The organism is Alcaligenes sp. MMA (genome assembly GCF_020907215.1).
In the GTDB taxonomy this organism is placed as follows: Bacteria; Pseudomonadota; Gammaproteobacteria; order Burkholderiales; family Burkholderiaceae_B; genus Alcaligenes; species Alcaligenes aquatilis.
On sequence record NZ_JAJJPP010000001.1, the window covers coordinates 1,110,760 to 1,130,712 of the forward strand.

The following is a 19,953-nucleotide window of genomic DNA, read 5'->3' on the forward strand; positions in this document are numbered from 1 at the left end:
CGTAGCCCTGGCTGTATTTGTCCGGTCTGATGTGTTGCTTTTACGAGATCAACAATCCGTAACATTGCCCACCCTGCTTATAATCACGAATCAATCTCATTATTACTGGGTGTTCATTATGTCGGTGTCCTCGTCTTTCGCCGCTAAGCGCCAGGTGCCTAGCGGCGTATCTTTTATGTCTTTAAGCAGTCTGGCAGTGGCTTTATTGTTGGCCTTCCCCTATCAGACGCAAGCGCAAGAGGTCGAGGAGCTGGAGCGCATTGTGGTCAAGGCCGAGCAGGAACTCAAGCAGACCTTGGGTTCTTCCATCATCACCGCCGAAGACATCCAGAAGTCCCCTCCCGCCAACGATATTTCTGACGTTTTGCGTACCATGCCGGGCGTAAATCTGACTGGTAACTCGGCCAGTGGCCAGCGCGGTAATAATCGACAGATCGATATTCGCGGCATGGGGCCGGAAAACACCATGATCCTGATTGACGGCAAACCCGTCAGCTCCCGCTCTGCCGTGCGTTTTGGCTGGCGTGGTGAGCGCGATTCGCGTGGCGACACGAACTGGGTGCCTGCTGAACAGATCGAACGTGTGGAAGTATTGCGCGGCCCGGCAGCCGCCCGTTACGGTAACGGTGCGGCGGGTGGCGTGGTCAATATCATCACCAAGCCGACGACAGACACCTTCCAGGGCACTTACTCCCTGTACGGCAACCTGCCTGAACATAGCGATGAAGGTGCCACGCGTCGCATGAGCTTTGGCTTGAGCGGCCCGATCAGCGAATCCTTGTCTTTCCGGCTGTACGGGAACCTGAACAAGACGGACTCGGATGATCCGGAGATCAATAAAGGACATCAGACCGAGCGTGGTGGCACTAACGCGAACAGCCTGCCTGCTGGCCGTGAGGGCGTGCGCAACAAGGACATCAATGGTTTGCTGTCCTGGCGCCCTGATAGCCGTCAAACCGTGGATCTGGAAGCGTCTTATAGTCGACAAGGCAATATCTACACAGGCGATACCCAAAATACGAATACCAATGATGAAGTCAAACGTCAGTTGGGCGATGAGACCAACAAGATGTATCGCCAAAGCTATTCGCTGACGCATCGTGGCGACTGGAACGACAAGACAAATTCCCTGGCCTATTTTCAATACGAAAAAACACGCAACTATCGTTTGCTGGAAGGCTTGGCCGGTGGTACTGAAGGCGCCTTCAATGACCCATCTCGGGTTAAAGACGGTGGCTTTGGAACGGTTGATCTGACTACACTGACGGCCCACGCCGAGGCCAGCCATCAATTCAAAACCGGCAGCGTTGAGCAATACGCCACTTTCGGTATGGAGTGGGTGGGTCAGGAGCTGAACGACAAGTCCTCGGACTTGGCACAACGTAACCCGACCCGTATCCCTGGCGTTCCCAACAAATACAAACCCAAGTCACGAGCCAATATTTACTCCGTTTTTGCAGAAAACAACATCTACGCCACTGACAAGACCACGGTGACACCCGGTCTGCGCTTTGACTATCACGACAAGCATGGCAGCAACTGGAGTCCTTCGCTGAACCTGACTCATGCGGTGACGGACAACTGGTTGCTGAAAGCCGGTATTGCCCGCGCCTACAAGGCTCCTAACCTGTATCAAAGCAATGATGGCTACACCTTGTACAGCCTGGGTAACGGCTGCTGGGGCAATACCACGGGCAGCAGTACGGGTTGTTTCCTGCAAGGTAATTCGGACTTGAAGGCTGAAACCAGCATCAATAAAGAGCTGGGCGTGGAGTACGTGGGTGACAATGGCCTGGGTGCCAGCCTGACCTATTTCCACAACGATTACCGCAACAAAGTGGAAGCGGGTCGTTTTGCCGTGGATAGCTTCACGGCCTTGAACAATCAGCAATTGATTCTGCAATGGGAAAACATCCCCAAAGCTGTCGTCTCCGGCCTGGAAGGTAACTTGACCCTGCCCCTGGCTGAAAACTGGATGTGGTCTACCAACTTCACCTACATGATCGAGTCCAAGAACAAGACCACCGGCGAAGCCTTGTCCACTATTCCCAAGTACACCATTAACACCACGCTGGACTGGGACGTGAATGCCGACTGGTCGCTGCGCGCCAAGGCAACCTTCTACGGCGAGCAAAAGCCACCGAAATACGATTACTACGGTCAGCCTTTGACGGGTTCTGCAACCGACAAGGTCTCGCCTTACGCCTTGTTTGGTCTGAGCACGCAGTACAAGATCAACAAGCATTTCCGCGTCAACGCAGGGGTCGATAACCTCTTTGACAAACGTCTGTTCCGTCGCGGTAATGCCATCGGTGTGAACCTAGGGACACCGAACTATATTTATGGCGCCGGGGCACATACCTTTAATCAGCCAGGCCGCACTTTCTTCCTGGGATTGAGCGGGACGTTCTAAGCGTTTTCATCTCTATCAAGATACCTATCGCCCCTCCCCAAAACGGAGGGGCGCTTTTTTGTGCCTGGAAAGTACAGCCGCGCGTCAACATTTCAACCTTTAAATGTTCTTTTTGACCTTCATCAAGACTGGAGGCTTGGATTCTTCATATGCTTATAACTACAAATAATGTAAATGGGTTCAACCCAAGCATGTAAAGGAAAACACATGACTCCAAGCGCCGAGCCCAAAAAGGGCAAGCGACGTTTTCTTAAGGAATTGCTAGGCCTGAGTGCCGGGGCCACGATTATTCCTATTCAACCTGTTCAAGCAGCGATGAACAGCCAGCCTCCACGACGTAGCGGTGGGAAAGATGGGGCCCGCTACGGCATGGTGGTTGATCTAAGAAAATGTATCGGTTGCCAGGCCTGTACGGTTAGCTGTTCTATCGAAAACGCGCCGCCTATCGGCCAGTTCCGCACCACGGTTCTGCAATACGAGGTGCTTGATGAACAGCAACAGGCGGCGATGCTGAGCCTGCCCCGTCTCTGCAACCACTGCGACAACCCGCCCTGTGTACCAGTCTGTCCTGTACAGGCCACATTCCAGCGCGAGGACGGTGTGGTGTTGGTTGACAACGAGCGATGTGTCGGCTGTGCCTACTGTGTTCAAGCCTGTCCTTACGACGCCCGTTTCATTAACCATGAAACGCAAACCGCCGACAAGTGCACCTTCTGTGAGCACCGCTTGGAAGTGGGACTGTTGCCCGCCTGTGTGGAAAGCTGCGTCGGAGGTGCCCGTGTCATTGGTGATATGAACGATGAAACCAGCACGATTTCCCAATTGCTCAAGGAGCACAAAGAGGAAATCCGCGTTCTCAAACCCGGCATGAATACCAGCCCGCATGTGTTTTATATCGGCTTGCCAGATGAGTTCGTCGACGGTGTGGATGGTCAGGCCAGTGTGCGCTTGACCCATCAGTTCTAAGAGGCCGCTATGTCTATTATTGAAATTCTGACCCCCGCCTACGAGGTTGCCTGGCTCCCTTGGGCAGTTCAATACTTTTTTCTGGTCGGTATGGCCGCCACCAGCACCGTATGGGTATGGCGTTGCGCCTGGTCCAGCGACAGCGCCTTACGCCGTCTGGAACCCGCGCTGATGATTGTGCTGCTGTGCAGCAGCATTGCCGCTCCTGTGTCCTTGCTGGCTGACCTGCACCAACCGGGTCGTTTCTGGCATTTCTACGCCTACTTCACTCCCTGGTCCTGGATGTCTCTGGGCGCCGTCCTGCTGCCCCTGTTCGTCGGTCTGTCCGTGGCCAATGTGCTGGCTTGGTGGTTGAACAAACGTGCTCTGTGGCGCTGGTTGAGCTTGGCTTTGCTGGTGTCGGCCTTGTCGATTCTGGTTTACAGCGGTTTTGAAGTGATGGTGCTGCGCTCGCGCCCCTTGTGGAACACCGCCTTTCTGCCCATCAACTTCGCCTTGACGGCCGCTCTGGCCAGTCTGGGAGCCATCTTGCTGGTTGCTCGTCTCTTACCCGGTGGCGTAGCCAATTTACCGCTGGAATACGTACGCCGCTGGTCTCTGGGCGTGGTTCTGACCTTGATCGTGGTCGCTCTGTTCTGGGTGGGTTCGGGTCTGTTGGGCTACAGCCATTCTTTCGGTACTGCCTGGGAGCTATTCCAGAGTTACCCCGTATGGCGTTTGGGTTTCCTGGGGTCTTCTGCCTTCGGTCTGCTGCTTCTGTATATGCTCAGCCGTCCGATCAGCACCTTGCAAGGCAATCTGTACAGCTTGGTCTGCGCTGCTTTCATGCTTGGCTCTGCCTGGGTATTTCGCTGGATTATTTTCATGGCGGTACAAGGTGTGCCCAAATACGGCGCTGGTTTGTACCTCTACACCATGCCCTTAGGCAGCGATGGCCTGCTGGGAATGCTGGGTGTGCTGGGCTTGTGTATTGCCTTGCTCGCCGCCAGCACCACCCTGCTCTCTCTGTTCCCGGCCCGCCGTTCAACGTTGACGGCCTAGGCCCCACAGACTCACTAGCTTTCAGGTACTTATCGTCATGAGCAAGAAAAAAGAAACCCCTAACCTGTCGCGTCGGCAGGTATTGACCCGCGGCGGTGCCGCTGTGGGTGGTCTGGCTGCGTTTGCGGCAGGTTATAGCGACACCGTGGTCAAGGCGGTGCAAGGTCTGGGCCAAGGTACAGCCGGAGCGCCAACTGCCCACGCCACCCGTGGCAACTCCTTGCAGGCCGAGTTCCGTATTGACCCAATTACCGGCCTGCTTGATACGCAACCCGGCCAGATTGTGAGCCCTTCCAGCTGTTTGGGGTGCTGGACACAGTGTGGTGTGCGCGTACGTATTGATACGGAGAACAACAAGATTCTGCGTATCGCTGGCAACCCTTACCATCCTTTGGCAACCACGCAGTCCGCTCCTATGGAGCAGCCCGTACGCGAGGTTTACGCCATGCTGGGCGGAGAAAACGGCCTGGAAGGCCGTGCCAGTGCCTGTGCCCGTGGCGCTTCCATGCTGGAGCAGCACAGCAGTCCTTACCGTGTTTTATCGCCTTTGAAGCGTGTCGGCCCCCGTGGTTCAGGCCAATGGGAGCGCATCAGCTTTGAGCAATTGATTGAAGAAGTCTGTGAAGGTGGCGATCTGTTCAAAGAAGGACATGTCGACGGTTTGCGTGCCATTTGGGATCATGAAACCTTGATTGACCCACAGAATCCCGAGTTTGGCCCACTGGCCAACCAGTTATTGTTCACCGATGCCGCGAACGAAGGCCGTACACCACTGCTCAAACGCTTTGCCGAGCAAGCCTTTGGCACGGTCAACGTCAGTAACCACGGTTCATATTGCGGTCAAAGTTTCCGTGTGGGAACGGGGGCTGCCATGAACGACATTAAAGGGCTGCCTCACGGCAAGCCTGACTGGAAAAATGCCCGATTTGGCCTGTTTATTGGCGCTGCACCGGCTCAATCCGGTAACCCGTTCCAGCGTCAGGGCCGTGAATTGGCCGAAGCCCGTTCGCGTCCTGAAAATACCTTCAAGTACGTGGTTGTTTCCCCGATTCTGCCCACCTCGTCCAGTCTGGCCTCGGGCAGTGGCAACCGCTGGCAGCCTGTTCTGCCCGGCACCGACTTGTCTTTGGTCATGGGCATGTTGCGCTGGATTCTGGAACAAGAGCGGTTTGATGCAGAACACTTGTCCTTGCCCCACGCACCTGCCGAGCAGGACGAAAATACGGCTTCCTGGACTAACGCCAGCCATTTATTGATTGCAGATCCCAAGCATCCTGGCTTTGGACGTTATTTGCGTGGCACGGATCTGGGTTGGGAAGTGGCCGAAGGCACTGAATCGCCCTTTATCGTTCAGGACGAACAAGGTGAGCTACGCGCCCATACCGATCTGGATCGCGCCACGCTATTTGTCGACCGTAGTGTTGAGCTGGAAGGCCAGGATGTACGCGTCTGTACTGCGTTGAACATGCTGCGCGAGCGCAGTCAGGAAAAATCCATTGCCGAGTACGCCAAAGGCTGCGGCATGGAAGAAGCAACCCTGATCGAGCTGGCCCGCGAATTTACCAGCTACGGTCGCCAAGCCGTGGCTGACGCTCACGGTGGCACCATGAACGGTTCTGGTTTCTACACGGCTTACGCTATTGCCATGTTGAACACCTTGGTCGGCAACCTGAATCTGAAAGGTGGTTTGGTGCTGGATGCCGGCCCATTTGGTCCTTTTGGCCCCGGCCCGCGCTACAACTTCGCACAATTTCCTGGCAAAGTGACGGCTAAAGGCGTGTCCTTGTCGCGTCATCGCTTCGCTTACGAAAAATCCAGCGAATTCAAGCGTCGTCAGGCGAATGGTGAAGCCTTGTACCCGGCTCCTGCTCCCTGGTACCCCGCCGTGGGGGCTTTGAGCAGTGAAATGATTGCTTCAGGTCTGAATGGCTACCCCTATTCAGCCAAGGTCTGGATTAATCACATGAGTAATCCGGTCTACGCCATTGCAGGTTTTAAAAATACCTTGCTGCACAAACTGAAAGACCCTGCTGCTTTGCCTTTATCAATTTCGATAAACCCGTTCATCAACGAGACCAACGCGTATGCAGATTACATCGTGCCAGACACGGTGACGTACGAAAGCTGGGGGGTGTCGGCACCTTGGGCCGACGTGATTGCCAAATCCTCCACCCTACGTTGGCCAGTGGTGCAGCCACGTGTGGATCGCACGGCCGATGGCCAGCCCATCAACCTGGAAAGTTTCCTGTTTGCCGTGGCTTTGCGTCTGGAGTTACCTGGTTTTGGTAAAGGCGTTCTGAAAGACAAGGCGGGCAATGCCCATGACTTGTTGCGCGCCGAGGATTTCTATCTGCGCGGCATGGCCAATATCGCTTTTGGTGCTGGCCGCCCGGTTGGCGACGCATCCGACGACGATATGCGCATGACAGGCGTGGATCGCCTCTTCCCGGATCTGCAAGCGCGCCTGCATCCCGAAGAGCAGCGCAAAGTGGCCATGTTGCTGACTCGCGGAGGTCGCTTCGACCGAGTTGAAAACGCCTGGAAAGGGAATCAACTGAAAAAACGTTACGACAACGCCTTGCAGATCTGGAATGAGGACTTGGCCAAGATGCGTCACACCATGACGGGTGAACGTTTGAGCGGCTGCCCTACATGGTACCCAACCCGTCTAGCCGACGGCAGCCCGATGCGCGAACACTTTTCTGAGCAAGAGTGGCCGCTGCTGATGAGCTCCTACAAATCCAATTTGATGAGCTCCATGTCCATCGGCATGTCACGTTTGCGCCAGGTACACCCGCATAACCCGATTTCCTTGAATCTGGATGATGCGAAAAACATGGGTATTCGTAACGGCGACCGTATTCGTGTCAGCACACCCGGCGGCGCGGTTGAAGGTGTTGCTTTGGTGCGTGGCGGTATCATGCGCGGTGCCATCGCTATCGAGCACGGTTTTGGTCATACCGAGCTGGGGGCCCGTTCGCACCAGATCGATGGCGAGGCTATGCCTCACCTGAACGATCTGGCAGCAGGCGTGAATCTGAACGAATTGGGGTTTGCCGATCCAACCCGTGGCGATGGGCAGGACAACGTGTGGATTGACTGGGTCTCTGGCGCTGCTGTGCGACAGGGTCTGCCAGCCCGAGTGGAGAAGTTGTCGGCTTAAAAAAACCACACCTGCATCAAACCGTTGTTAAAGGATAAGGGTGCCGATTATTCCTTGGGATAATCGGCCTCTTTCCTTAGTGGCCCAAGTTTGAGTGGCCCCAATGGCAAAGGCCAGTCTTCAAGGCGATGCCCTCTACCCCAAGAACCTATTTCATGAACTGGATGGTTTGTGCTTTCAAGAGTGCGGCCGCAAACGTAGCCGCATTCGCACATTCAGCTTCATGGATACAGGGACTGTTACTCCCCTTTTAGTCCACGCTCTTGAATGGTCTTTCGCCACTGAGCTGACTCCTGTTCCATGAACTGGGTTAATTCGGCACGGCTTGTTGGCTGAGGAGTTAAGCCATAGTCCAGCAAGGACTGACGTATTTCAGGATCGTTCAATACCTTGACTAGCTCCTGATTCCAACGCTCCTGAATGTCCTCTGGCATCGTTCCCGGCCCTAAGAATGCATACCAGTTTAGTGCAATAAAACCAGGGTAGCCGGCCTCTGCCACCGTTGGAATCGTTGGCATATCAGCAGAGCGCTCCAAACCGGTTGTCGCTAATGGAATCAAGGTACCGACCTTAATGTGCGGGGCTGCTGTCGGTGGAGCCGCAAAGTATGAAGCCACCCGTTCCCCGATAAGATCTTGCAAAGCTTGACCGCCGCCACGATAAGGGACGTGCACCATTTCAACTCCAGCGCGCTGGTTAAGGAGTTCTCCGGCCAAGTGTGAGGCAGAACCTGATCCGGAAGAAGCAAAGTCGATAAGACCAGGCTCACTCTTGGCAAGCTCAATAAACTCGCTCAAGGTTTTTGCACCTATACCTTTATGCACAACCAGTACGTTGGGAAAATGTACACCTCCCGACAAAGGAGCCAGGTCTTTGAACGGGTCGTAAGGCACTTTCATCAGGTGTGGAGAAATAGTCATTGGCCCCACGGAGCCCAAGAGCAACACCGAGCCATCATTATCAGCATTAGCCACTTGCTGATGCGCCAAAATACCGCCAGCGCCTGCTTTGTTCTGTACAACAACAGTCTGACCGATGTTGTCCCCAAGTTTTTTGGCAATCATGCGGGCGGCGGCATCGGCTGCGCCACCGGCTGCGAAGCCGACAACTAAAGAAATCGACTTTTGGGGTGGAAATGTCTGTGCTTGCACCGATGAGGCAAGCAAACCGATTGATAAGGCGGCACTGGCAAAACAGGAAAAGGGACGAAAACGCATGATGCTCCTCTTGGGTCGTTATAAGTATGGTTGCGATGAAAAAAGGGAGGCTTCAAACCCGACAGGGTCAGTCGCCACCGGCACGAATGGGGTTTGGCTGCCGCTTCTCTATGGCATGGCGCAATAGCGATGCGCTGCGGAAAATACCGTGTGCAAACTTGCCATAAGGCAAGGTGGCAAAAAGCGCCATCACTGCTCCGAGATGCAAGCACAACAACAAACCCATCGCGGGTGTGCTACGGGCCAGCCATAGGGCCAGTCCGCTGGCGCTAATCAAAAACAGCAAGGCAATAAAACCCAGATCCATCGGCTTTTGTTGCTGATCGCCCTGTGCCGGGTCGCGACGCATGTTCAGATAGCCCAAGCCGGCCGTGCCGATACATAGGCTCACCCCTCCCACCGATCCCAGCAGTTTGGGCAGACTGGGGAAATCGTACGGAGCTACCATATCGAATAGATAGTGGTAGATCGTGCCCAGGCTGGTTGCAGCAAAGCACAGCATGAAGCCATAAAAGGTCAGGTGATGAAATCGGCGGCGCGACAAGGTGTAGGCGTCATCCTCGTTATGGCATCCCTTCCCATGCCCCCCATCCAGGTACTTGAGCTTGAGCACCGAATGGGTCGCCTCGGCGGCAGCCGTCCTGCTGACAGGTGCGCCACTGGTGGCCGGAGTGATTTCTACCCAAAAACCATGCACCCCTTTGCCTAAGGCAAAGACCGCAAACAGGAACACGGGCGCAAACATGCCTACCAACAGGTTATGCGGGAATAGATTGTAAAAATCTCCAGCCAATGCTGCGTCCCAGAGCGTACCGTTGAGCGCCAACGCCAAAATCAGGAACAAGGCCAATCCCAAGGTCAACGCAATCGACATCACCAAGCCGTTGCGCTCGTAGAGCTTGCCCAGCCTCTTTGGCCAGGCATACTGGGTATAGGTTTGGGCACGAACCTTGGCCATCGCTTGCGGAACATTGACCGCAAATTCGTGAGGCGCTGCGTATTGGCAAGCATGCAGGCACGCCCCGCAGTTATGGCATAAATTTGCCAGGTAATGCACGTCCGCTGGCTCGAACATCAAACGGCGTGTCATCGCGGGAAAGACCGCGCAAAAGCCCTCACAGTAACGACAGGCATTACAGATCGTCATGATGCGATCGACCTCCTGTTCATTCCTTGTGTGGTGCACCATGGGACTGGGCGAGTGTGCGTGCAACTCGGTGTTGCATGCATCATTTATTAATGCTTGAAGTGATTTCATGGGAGTCTCGGGATCAGGGCGCAACAGCGTTTTCATTGTCTGGCCGCCTGTGCAGCCTGTGTGCCTGCAATGCAGCCAAAGGTTGTACCAATCGACATTCCCACTCCTGCTGTATAGCCTTGCCCCAGCACATTGCCCGCCATCATCTCGCCGGCAACAAACAGATTGCGGCTAGGTTTGTTGTCAAAACGTACGGCAGCTGTTTCGTCGGTGAGCAGGCTCAGGTAGGTAAATGTCACGCCTGGGCGCAAGGCATAGCCATAAAACGGGGGGGTATCAATCGGCAAGGCCCAGTGCGTTTTGGCAGGCGCAATACCTTGGGTGTGACAGTCGTCCAGCGATGTGTGATCAAACTTCCCGACCTGGCAGGCTTTGTTGTAATCATTCAGGGTTTTCTGGAACGCCACCTCGTCCAGACCCAGTTTGCGGGCCAGCTCGGGCAATGTTTCAGCCTTTTGGCCAGGAAAAACCGGGGGCATGAATCGACCAATCGCCTTACTGTCTATGATCGAATACGCAATTTGGCCCGCTTGTTGGGCGACCAAACGTCCCCAAATCGCGTAACGTTTGGGCCAGAAATCTTCACCCTCGTCATAGAATCGCTTGGCTTGACGGTTAACCACGACCCCTAGGGATACACAGTCAATGCGGGTGCAGATACCCCCGTCATACAACGGGGCTCGTGCGTCAATTGCCACCATATGTGCCTGGGTTGGGTCGCCGATATGGTCTGCTTTGTGATCGTCGATCATATGGCGCAATAACACGCCTTGGTTAAAACGTGTGCCACGAATCAGGAAGTTATCCGAAGGCCACTCTCCAAGCTCGTTTTGTCCCCAGGCCTCCCGTAACCATTGACGGTTGGATTCAAAGCCGCCCGCCGCTAATACGCAGACTCGTGCCTGGATACGTTGTTCGCCGCACCACGCTGCTAAAAATTGACCGTCCTTTATTTCCAGCCGATCAACAGGCGCGTTATAGCGAATGTCCACCCCCAGGGCTTGAGCACTGCGGTAATAGGCATTTATCAGGGCTTTACCGCCACCCATGAAAAAAGCATTGGTGCGCGCCACATGCAAGGCGCCTGAGAGCGGAGGCTGAAAGTTGACACCGTGCTTGCGCATCCAGTTGCGACAGGTGCTCGTCGTGCGAATGACTAAGCGGGCCAGATGCTCATTCGTTTTTCCGGCTGTCACTTTGAGCAAGTCTTGCCAGAACTCCTCCTCTGGATAAGCATCGACCAGGACATCTTGCGGCGCATCATGCATACAACGCAAATTACGGGTGTGTTGCGAATTGCCTCCTCGCCACTCACGGGGAGAAGCTTCCAGCAAAAGAACACGTGCCCCTGCCTCTCGGGCTGAGAGGGCTGCGCACAATGCGGCGTTGCCGCCTCCAATAACAAGTACATCAACCATTGTTGTCCGTTTCCTGTGTGCTATTCGTGGCTTAAGCGTTTCGCCACGATATGGAACGGGGTCTACTTTAGGGATGTGGTCTTGTCGACGCCAGTATGACCAAGGCTATAGGTGTTCACTAAAAGTGAAGGCCAAGTACACAGGACGACCTCGTCTAGTAAGCAACGCGACAACACGCTCCAGCGTAAATGGGTGTGGGCACAGCTAAAACGGGTGAGCAACAAAGGGGGCCAAGGGCTACCGCTTTCTGAGGAAACGTATCTGTTTCACAGTAGCGTGGCTCCTGGCCAGCGTGATTGCTGCACCAGCGAGCGCATGACATCGGCCAGCACGATCCGGGCCGCCAGCCCCGCTGGTGCTAATTCTTCGTCGGATAAGCTGGCGATCAGGTTGCGGCGTTTGAGGGTTTCATGCGCTAAAGGCAAGCTCACTAAACGTTGATTGTGATTACGAACTACCGCCGCGCCAGGTTGAACCGTTGCGGCGTAGCCAGAGCACACCACATCCATTAACAAGGCCAGGCCGTCAATCTCCACCACAACATTGGCCTCAGTGCCTTCGCGGAAAAATTCGGCATTCAGCAAAGCACGTAAGCCGTGGGAGGCACTGGGCATGACAAGTGGCAGATTGGCAATATCACCCAGCGTTAACGAGTGCCCCTCAGGCAACAAGTGGCGTTGATTGGGGTGGATGATAAGAAACAGGCGTTCATCCAAAATAGCTTGCGCACTCCAGGAGTGATGCCCTGCCGTATGGAACACCACCCCTAAGTCAATCTGGCGTCGGTTGAGCATTTGAGACAGATTGCCCGATAAGCTTTCAATCAGATGTACCCGCACATCGGGATAGCGCTGCTTCATGGCACTGAGAAAAGGGACCGCCAGAACCGAACCGGTGGTCGGAGCCAGACCTACCGTGACCTGCCCAGACAGCCGAGCGGCCTGCGCCGCCAGGACGGCATTATCGGTGTGTCTCAACGCCAATTGAGCTTCTTGACGAAAAGCCAAGCCGGCGGCGGTAGGGACCACACCTGTCGATGTGCGCTGTAACAGGCGTACCGATAACTCCCCTTCCAGGCGGCTGATTTGCTGGCTGAGCGCCGAAGTGACAATACCCAGGTCCTGGGCGGCCTTACCCATGCTGCCCAACTCCACTACACGCAAGAAATACCGCAGCTGACGCAGCTCCATGATAGAACGCCATAAAAAAGTAGGACGAAAGCTCTGATCATAGATCAATCAGACAAAGAGCTGCTTATCCTGACAATGACAGGCCCCATCGGCACAAACAGGAACTCGAAGAGAAAGACATTAGGACGCTGACAAACCATACTTGCGGATCTTATCGTGCAGCGTGCTTTTGGCGATGCCCAACTCCTGTCCGGCACGGGTCAAATTATGTTGATGTCGTCTCAGGGCCTCGACGATCAAGGCACGCTCGACCGCTTCCACCGTTTGGACCAGGGAGGTCGGCACCATTCCTGGCGCAGCTTGCTGACCGGGCAAGGCGCTGTTGACTCCCAGCACGCAACGGTCCGCAAAATTGCGGAGCTCGCGCACATTGCCTGGCCAATGCCAGGCCAGCATGGCCTGCAGGCGCTCGGAGTCCGGCTCCAGAGCCGGGCGGCCATGTCGGGCCGCCGCCAACAAAGCAAAATGTTCAAACAACAGGCCAATATCCTCGCGCCGTTCACGCAAGGGGGGCAAGGGCAAGGTGGCCATATTCAGGCGGTAATACAAGTCGTGACGGAACTGGCCTTGATCAGCCTGCGCCAGCAAATCTACTTTCGTGGCCGCAATCACCCGGCAATTGATGGCGATGGATTGATTCGAACCCAGTCGCTCCAGCGTTCGTTCCTGTAAGACGCGCAATAGTTTGACCTGCATGGCCATCGGCATGCTCTCTATTTCATCCAGAAACAGCGTACCCTGATGTGCATGTTCGATTTTGCCGATTACCCGCTTGCCGGCGCCCGTAAAAGCGCCTGCTTCATGACCAAACATTTGACTGTCAAACAGACTGTCGGACAGTGCGCCGCAGTTGACGGCCACAAAATTGCCCTCACTGGTGTGTCCCACCTCGTGAAGACAGCGCGCCACCAGCTCTTTTCCGGTGCCGGTTTCGCCAAAAATGAGTACATCGGCAGCACTATTGCCCAGATTGCAGATCAGTTCACGCACCTTGGACATGACTGAAGAGTTGCCCAGCACACGGGCTTCAATGGATTGCTTGTCTTGCAATTGACACTGCAATGCTTTGATTTCAAAGCTCATTTGGCGCCTATCCAAGGCGCGCGATACGACTTGTACAAAATGTTCGGGCGAAAAGGGCTTTTCGATGAAATCATAGGCCCCCATTTTCATGGCCTGAACGGCCATTGATACATCGCCATGGCCGGTAATCAGCACCACAGGCAAATCGCTGTCTACATGTTGCAATTGCTGCAACAAGCTCATGCCATCGGCGCCCGGCAAACGTACATCGGACACGACAATGCCTGGCCAGCCATTGTGCAGCAGGCGCAAGGCCTGTTCTGCGCTCTCGGCCTGCTCCACCCGAATGCCTTCAAGCTGCAAGGTTTGGCTACAACCCAGACGTACATTGGCATCGTCTTCAACGATAAGAACCGTCAGTGCGTCGTACATTTTTCTGCTCCAGGAAAGGGAAGCACAATAGTGAATACGGCGCCACCGCTTGGCAAGTTATCTGCCGTCAAGCGACCCCCACAATGTTGGATGATACTCATCGAAATGGCCAAACCCAGGCCCAGTCCGGTACCACTGTCTTTGGTGGTGAAAAACGGCTCGAATAAATGCAAACGCACCTCCTCGCTTAATCCCGGGCCATTATCATGAACCCGGATCGCCACCTGCTGGCCTTGCCGCTGGCTGCTGATCTGAACGACGGGATGAGCGTTTTGCGTAGACGCGGCATCAATCGCATTGCTCAGTAAATTAACAATGACTTGTTCAAGGCGGTTGGGATTGCACAGCACCCTGCCCGCATCGTCAGCCAATTGCACATGTATCGTTGCGCGGTGTTGGTTAATAGAGGGTTCCAGGATCAGCAAGGCATGATCGATGATGGCGTTCAAATCTGCCAGCCCCGAATGACCGGGCGATTTGCGAGCAAATTGCTTGAGTTGTGAGGTCAATGCGCCCATGCTGTCCACCAAATCATTGATGCGCTTCAAATTGGCGCGCACCGTATCCAGGTCGCCGCGCTCCATGAAGCGGATGGTGTTCCCTGATAAGGTACGCAGCGCAGTTAAGGGTTGATTGAGCTCGTGGGCCAGGCCAGTAGACAATTGTCCAATGACGGCCAGTTTGCCTGCGTGAATCAAGCCGGCCTGAGTCTCTTCCAACGTGCGGGTACGCTCCTCCACTTTGCGTTCAAGCTGAGCATGGGCCCGCTCCAGTTGCAAGCGAGCAAGAGCCCGATCACGCTGTTGCTGCCGGCGCAAATACCAACTGATCAACATCACAAAAAAGGACAGGATCCCCAAGGCGGCCAGGCCTGCGTACAGGCGAGCCATGGAATAGACCAGATCGGTGGGCAAAAACAGCGTCAAAGTCCAGCCGTTAGCACCAAACGGAAGTGTCTGAGCCAGAAAAAGTCCGCGAACCTGATCCTCTGTCTCCGACTCTGTCCCGGTCCCAGACCAAGACACTAATTGCGCATCTCGGCTCAGCACTTTTTGGGTCAGCAGATCCAGTGGCGCAATCGGTAAACCGTTGTACTGGCGAGTCTCGCGCAGGTACTGCTGCACATCTTCAGTCAGGGGCTGATTTGCCGTAAATTTCCAGGCGGGTACGGAGGACAAGATCGCCACACCATAGTGATCGGAAACGATCACCGGCGCTTGTGCATGGGTCCAGGAATCCTGTAAACGATCCAGGTCCACCTTGATGACGGCCACCCCCATGACATGCCCTGCCAGCGAGATGGGTGCGGAGATGTAATAGCCTGCCTCACCCCGAGTGGTTCCAACGCCAAAGAAGAAACCGGGCCGCCCTTGGCGTGCCTCGGAAAAATAATGGCGATAAGAGAGGTCTTCCCCCAGATAACTGTCGGCCTGTTGCCAGTTGCTGGTCGCCAGAACGTGCCCCTGGCGTCCAAGGATGTAAATCACGCGGGTCTTGGCGCGCTCGTTCAAGCGCTCCAGATGACGGTTGACCCCAAGCGAGGACTGGGTGCCACGCTCCAACAGCCCCACCACCGCTTGATCCAGCTCCAGCATCTTGGGTAAATATTCGTACTTCTCGACTTCGTGACGCAATGTCAACGCATACAAGTTCAGACGCTGTCGCGCTGAGTCCTGCAAACTGGCCAGTCCAAGCGCTTCGCCAACACGGTAAGCCACCATGCCCGCTATGGCAGCCAGTGACACAATCAATGTCAGCAACAGCAAGACTTTCTGAAGACGAAAAAATCGGAGCAAATGCATAAAAACGTAGCGGCCACTGACACGGGATTGTAGTAAACAGCCGCTACCCAGACAGGAGGGGTGTCAGGCAATGACAGGCGCTGAGCTTGCCGGGGCTGCCTCCTCGGGCCGGGGCTGCGATGAGCCTGCCGCCCTGCTGTCCGCCTCGTCGGGCGCATCGATGGCACCTTCCCATTTAGCGACAACGGCTGTGGCAATGCCGTTACCCAATACATTTGTCGCGGTGCGGCCCATGTCCAGAAAGTGATCAATGCCCATGATCAATAGTACACCAGCCTCAGGCAGACCAAACATCGGTAAAACCGCGGCCACCACGACTAGCGCGGAGCGTGGCACACCGGCGATACCTTTGCTGGAGATCATCAACACCAGCAGCATAATAATCTGCTGTTGCAAGGTCAGCGGCACGTCATACGCCTGTGAGATAAACAAAGCGGCAAAAGCGGTGTAGATCATGGAGCCATCCAGGTTAAAGGAATAGCCCAGCGGCAGGACAAAGCCGATAACGCGCTTGCGTACACCAAACACTTCCAGCTTTTCCATCAGACGCGGATAGGCCGCTTCACTGGAGGCGGTGGAAAAACCCAGCAACATGGGTTGACGGATTTCTTTGAACAGCGTGAATACCCGACCCTTGAGCACCAGAAATCCGGCAGCAAGCAAAATCAACCACAACACCACCAAGGTGGCATAAAAACTGCCCAGAAACTTGCCATAGACCGCCAAAATACCCAGCCCTTCCGTCGTGATGATATTGGCCACGGCTGCAAACACCCCCAGTGGCGCAAAGTACATGACGTAGTTGGTTACCGTCAGCATCACCGGCACAGCGCCCTCGATAGTTTGTGCGAGGGTGTTTGCCTGGGGATTGCCACGCACTTTCCCCAAGGCCAGTCCAAAAAATACCGAGAACACCAGGATTTGCAAAATCTCGTTCTTGGACATGGACTCAAAAAAGTTACGTGGCACAACGTGAGTCAAAAACGTTTTCAGGTTCAGTGCCGAGGTATCCACTCCCAAGTGCGCGGATTCAGCCGGCAAGGGAATGCCGACATTAGCGCCAGGCTGAAAAATATTGGCAAAAATCAGCCCTACCGTCAGCGATACCAGCGACGCCAACAGGAACCAGCCCACGGCACGGCCACCGATACGGCCAACAGTCGCTGCATCATCCATGCTGGCCATACCGGCAACCAGCGTGGCGAAAATCAGCGGCGCAATGATCATTTTGATCAAGCGCAAAAACATATCCGTCACCATGCCAAAGTAGCTGGCAATAGCATGAGCCTGTTCAGGGGTATCGGCCATTTTGTGGCAGATATACCCCACCACCACACCCAATGCCATGGCAATCAGAATCCATGTGGTTTGCTTATTCAGCTTCATATGCTTATCTCCCTTGTCGGTCCGTGCGCGGGCCTGTCAGTTTTTTTTAATTAAAGAGTTTGCTCAAATTCGTTCACGGTGCGTGGCGCGATCAGCAGTTCAGGCCGCAAGGCCTGAGCCAGCTCGTTCGCACTTAACAAGCCCTGCTCCAGAATCAGCTCGGCCACCCCTTTGCCGGTTTCATGCGCCTGCTTGGCAATGTCGGTGGCTGCGGCGTAGCCAATCAACGGATTAAGCGCCGTAACCAATCCGATAGATTGGCTAACACTGTCTGCCAGGCGCTGAGGATTGGCGGTGATCGCTTCCACGCAGTAGTCGGCCAGAATCATGCATCCGCGTTGCAGGTGACGCAGGCTCTTGTAGAGGCTGTGCGCAATAATGGGTTCAAACGCGTTGAGCTGAAGCTGTCCTGCTTCGGCCGCAAAGGAGACAGTCACATCATTGCCAAAGACTTCAAAAGCAATCTGGCTGACCGCTTCCGGAATGACGGGATTGACTTTGCCGGGCATGATGGAGGAGCCCGCTTGGCGTGGTGGCAAATTGATCTCGCCAATGCCAGCGCGTGGGCCGCTCGATAGTAGACGCAGGTCGTTGCAGGTCTTGGACAGTGTGACGGCAATCCGTTTCAACGCGCTGGACAATTGCACAAAAGCGCTGCAGTCCTGGGTGGCCAAGATCAGATTGGGGGCGCTGCGCAGGCTGATCCCCGTGTTTGAGGACAATTGACGCGTGACCAGTTTGGCATAGCGAGGATGGGTATTGATACCCGTGCCAATCGCGGTCGCACCCAGATTGATTTCACACAGCTCTTGCATGGCCTCGGTCAGGCAATGGCGATCTTTGGCAATCATGCCGGCGTAAACTGCAAACTCTTGCCCCAGGGTCATAGGGACCGCTTCTTGCAGTTGTGTTCGCCCCATTTTCAATAGCTCTTTGAAAGCGTGAGCTTTGCTCTCGAACGCTTGCTGCAAGTACTCCAAGGCGGTCAATAAACGGGCAGCACCCTGATAGGCAGCCAGCTTCAAGGCGGTGGGGTATACATCATTGGTCGACTGCCCCAGATTGACATCCTCATTGGGGTGAAGAAAAGCGTATTGCCCTCGCTCATGACCCAAAATCTCCAGCGCACGGTTAGCGATCACCTCGTTCGCATTCATATTGGTAGAGGTTCCCGCACCACCTTGGATCACATCCACCACAAAATGGTCGTGATGCTGGCCGGACTCAATTTCTCGGCATGCCTGCACAATCGCTTCTTTCTTGACGGCATCCAATGCTCCCAGCGCGTGGTTGGCCTGCGCGGCGGATGCTTTGATCTGTGCCAGGGCACGAATCAAATCGGGATAGTTTGAAATAGGTGTCGCCGTAATATCGAAGTTTTCAACGGCTCGCAGGGTGTGAACGCCAAAATACACCGAGTCAGGTACGGGCCGAGTTCCTAGCAAGTCTTTTTCCAGGCGCGTGTGAGCCGTTGCGGTGCAATCAGTCATGTCATCTCTCCGTTTTTATGTAGGGCCCCAAAAATTTGGGTTGTTGTACCGGAGTTAAAAGCAACAACTGTGCCAACAACAGCGGATTGCACTAGCCTATTGAAAAACAAGTCATTTTTTGTGCACTGATTGTAGAGACACTGACAATACGCTCCCTTCCGTTCGGATTTCCGAACACGGCAAGCCCAAAAAAGACGGAAACCCGAACAGAAGTCATCAGACTGTGCGGCTGTGGGTTTTATCCGGCTGTATTACCATGCGGTTTTCTCCCAAAATCGCCCCTCTTTTTGTTGGATACTTTTTTTTCAATGTTTGGAATTCTTTTCCGTTAATTGCATTTTATCTTCTTTGTTGGATGCCTTGAAGATAGGCGGGTTAGATGTTTGTGTACACCCACAAGGGGATCGGGGTTCATCATTTCTCATCCCTGCCTTAAACTAAGCCTTCTTCCCTTCTTCCCTTCTTCCCTTCTTCGTAGTTTCGGGGTTCGCCCCAGCTTTTCCAAGTTCTTATTTTCTTTTATTGATCTGCATTTCTTTATGCATTCTTTCGTCCTTATTTCAGGTTGCTCCGGCGGTGGTAAGTCCACTTTGTTAGCCGAGCTCCAAAAACGTGGGCATACCGTGATTCAAGAGCCTGGGCGACGTATTGTTCAGGAACAGTTGGCCATCCAAGGCTCTGCTCTACCCTGGCTGGATCTGGAGGCCTTTCTGCAAGAGGCGCTCAAGATTGCCCAAACAGACTACGTGACCGCAGCTCAAGATGGTTCGTGGGTGTTTTTTGATCGTGGCCTGATTGATGCGGCAGCCGCGTTACAAGAATTAAGAGGCCATCCCTTGCTGGAGGCGGTCAGTCGCGCTTACCCCTACCATCCTCGGGTGTTTTTAACGCCGCCCTGGCCACAGATTTATAAGCAGGACCCGGAACGCCGGCATGATATCAACGCGGCTTTGCATGAGTACGAACGCTTGACGCGTATCTACCCTTTGTTGGGCTACCAAGTGAGCATTCTTCCCAAGACAACAGTCCAAAAGCGCGCTGATTTTGTGCTCAATACCCTAGGCACGACCGCTCCATACAAGGAGCGCGAGGCATTAAAAAAGGGCTGTCAGCCTTAATCGGCCAGCAGCCCTTCTTTTTACTGATATGGTCTC

General features: G+C 54.6%; 13 protein-coding genes. 5 read left to right on the forward strand and 8 right to left on the reverse strand.

Features of this window, described 5'->3' with window-relative positions; genetic code table 11:
- The first annotated feature begins 175 nt into the window (after positions 1-175).
- From LNA76_RS04990 to LNA76_RS05005, 4 genes are all read left to right on the forward strand, one after another.
- Positions 176-2,413, forward strand: a complete 2,238-nt coding sequence (locus tag LNA76_RS04990; RefSeq protein ID WP_321277783.1) for a TonB-dependent siderophore receptor — start codon at positions 176-178, stop codon at positions 2,411-2,413.
- 207 nt (positions 2,414-2,620) lie between these two features.
- Complete coding sequence (dsrO, locus tag LNA76_RS04995) at positions 2,621-3,379, forward strand: sulfate reduction electron transfer complex DsrMKJOP subunit DsrO (RefSeq protein ID WP_108727470.1); 759 nt, start codon at positions 2,621-2,623, stop codon at positions 3,377-3,379.
- Between the two features lie 9 nt (positions 3,380-3,388).
- The gene (gene nrfD, locus LNA76_RS05000) at positions 3,389-4,420 is read left to right on the forward strand and encodes an NrfD/PsrC family molybdoenzyme membrane anchor subunit (RefSeq protein ID WP_094196659.1); all 1,032 of its coding nucleotides are present in this window, start codon (positions 3,389-3,391) and stop codon (positions 4,418-4,420) included.
- A gap of 37 nt (positions 4,421-4,457) precedes the next feature.
- On the forward strand, positions 4,458-7,583 hold the full coding sequence (locus tag LNA76_RS05005; RefSeq protein ID WP_230018216.1) for a tetrathionate reductase subunit A: 3,126 nt from the start codon (positions 4,458-4,460) through the stop codon (positions 7,581-7,583).
- A gap of 239 nt (positions 7,584-7,822) precedes the next feature.
- On the opposite strand, the gene LNA76_RS05010 is transcribed toward LNA76_RS05005, so the two are convergent.
- The 8 genes from LNA76_RS05010 to LNA76_RS05045 form a co-directional block, all read right to left on the reverse strand.
- The gene (locus tag LNA76_RS05010) at positions 7,823-8,800 is read right to left on the reverse strand and encodes a Bug family tripartite tricarboxylate transporter substrate binding protein (RefSeq protein ID WP_094196657.1); all 978 of its coding nucleotides are present in this window, start codon (positions 8,798-8,800) and stop codon (positions 7,823-7,825) included.
- 67 nt (positions 8,801-8,867) lie between these two features.
- Positions 8,868-10,058, reverse strand: a complete 1,191-nt coding sequence (gene tcuB / locus LNA76_RS05015) for a tricarballylate utilization 4Fe-4S protein TcuB (protein WP_230018217.1) — start codon at positions 10,056-10,058, stop codon at positions 8,868-8,870.
- Between the two features lie 32 nt (positions 10,059-10,090).
- A complete protein-coding gene (tcuA, locus tag LNA76_RS05020; protein ID WP_230018218.1) occupies positions 10,091-11,476 on the reverse strand; it encodes an FAD-dependent tricarballylate dehydrogenase TcuA in 1,386 nt (461 codons plus the stop codon).
- Positions 11,477-11,742: 266 nt separating this feature from the next.
- On the reverse strand, positions 11,743-12,666 hold the full coding sequence (locus LNA76_RS05025; RefSeq protein ID WP_094196655.1) for a LysR family transcriptional regulator: 924 nt from the start codon (positions 12,664-12,666) through the stop codon (positions 11,743-11,745).
- Positions 12,667-12,786: 120 nt separating this feature from the next.
- Positions 12,787-14,121, reverse strand: a complete 1,335-nt coding sequence (locus LNA76_RS05030; RefSeq protein ID WP_094196654.1) for a sigma-54-dependent transcriptional regulator — start codon at positions 14,119-14,121, stop codon at positions 12,787-12,789.
- Positions 14,106-15,887, reverse strand: a complete 1,782-nt coding sequence (locus LNA76_RS05035) for an ATP-binding protein (protein WP_230018219.1) — start codon at positions 15,885-15,887, stop codon at positions 14,106-14,108. The genes LNA76_RS05030 and LNA76_RS05035 overlap by 16 nt, the downstream gene beginning before the upstream one ends.
- Positions 15,888-15,986: 99 nt before the next feature.
- Positions 15,987-17,309, reverse strand: a complete 1,323-nt coding sequence (locus LNA76_RS05040; RefSeq protein ID WP_094196652.1) for a dicarboxylate/amino acid:cation symporter — start codon at positions 17,307-17,309, stop codon at positions 15,987-15,989.
- Between the two features lie 50 nt (positions 17,310-17,359).
- Positions 17,360-18,799, reverse strand: coding sequence for an aspartate ammonia-lyase (locus LNA76_RS05045; protein WP_230018220.1), 1,440 nt, complete (start codon positions 18,797-18,799; stop codon positions 17,360-17,362).
- A gap of 539 nt (positions 18,800-19,338) precedes the next feature.
- On the opposite strand from LNA76_RS05045, the gene LNA76_RS05050 reads away from it, so the two are divergent.
- Positions 19,339-19,917: an AAA family ATPase gene (locus tag LNA76_RS05050; protein ID WP_230018222.1), complete on the forward strand. Its 579-nt coding sequence runs from the start codon at positions 19,339-19,341 to the stop codon at positions 19,915-19,917.
- Positions 19,918-19,953: the final 36 nt, after the last annotated feature.

Excerpts from the sequence above, each read along its gene's own strand:
- LNA76_RS04990 (WP_321277783.1), top strand. The coding sequence starts at position 176 with ATGTCTTTAAGCAGTCTGGCAGTGGCTTTATTGTTGGCCTTCCCCTAT.
- dsrO (WP_108727470.1), top strand. The coding sequence starts at position 2,621 with ATGACTCCAAGCGCCGAGCCCAAAAAGGGCAAGCGACGTTTTCTTAAG.
- nrfD (WP_094196659.1), top strand. The coding sequence starts at position 3,389 with ATGTCTATTATTGAAATTCTGACCCCCGCCTACGAGGTTGCCTGGCTC.
- LNA76_RS05005 (WP_230018216.1), top strand. The coding sequence starts at position 4,458 with ATGAGCAAGAAAAAAGAAACCCCTAACCTGTCGCGTCGGCAGGTATTG.
- LNA76_RS05010 (WP_094196657.1), bottom strand. The coding sequence starts at position 8,800 with ATGCGTTTTCGTCCCTTTTCCTGTTTTGCCAGTGCCGCCTTATCAATC.
- tcuB (WP_230018217.1), bottom strand. The coding sequence starts at position 10,058 with ATGAAATCACTTCAAGCATTAATAAATGATGCATGCAACACCGAGTTG.
- tcuA (WP_230018218.1), bottom strand. The coding sequence starts at position 11,476 with ATGGTTGATGTACTTGTTATTGGAGGCGGCAACGCCGCATTGTGCGCA.
- LNA76_RS05025 (WP_094196655.1), bottom strand. The coding sequence starts at position 12,666 with ATGGAGCTGCGTCAGCTGCGGTATTTCTTGCGTGTAGTGGAGTTGGGC.
- LNA76_RS05030 (WP_094196654.1), bottom strand. The coding sequence starts at position 14,121 with ATGTACGACGCACTGACGGTTCTTATCGTTGAAGACGATGCCAATGTA.
- LNA76_RS05040 (WP_094196652.1), bottom strand. The coding sequence starts at position 17,309 with ATGAAGCTGAATAAGCAAACCACATGGATTCTGATTGCCATGGCATTG.
- LNA76_RS05045 (WP_230018220.1), bottom strand. The coding sequence starts at position 18,799 with ATGACTGATTGCACCGCAACGGCTCACACGCGCCTGGAAAAAGACTTG.
- LNA76_RS05050 (WP_230018222.1), top strand. The coding sequence starts at position 19,339 with ATGCATTCTTTCGTCCTTATTTCAGGTTGCTCCGGCGGTGGTAAGTCC.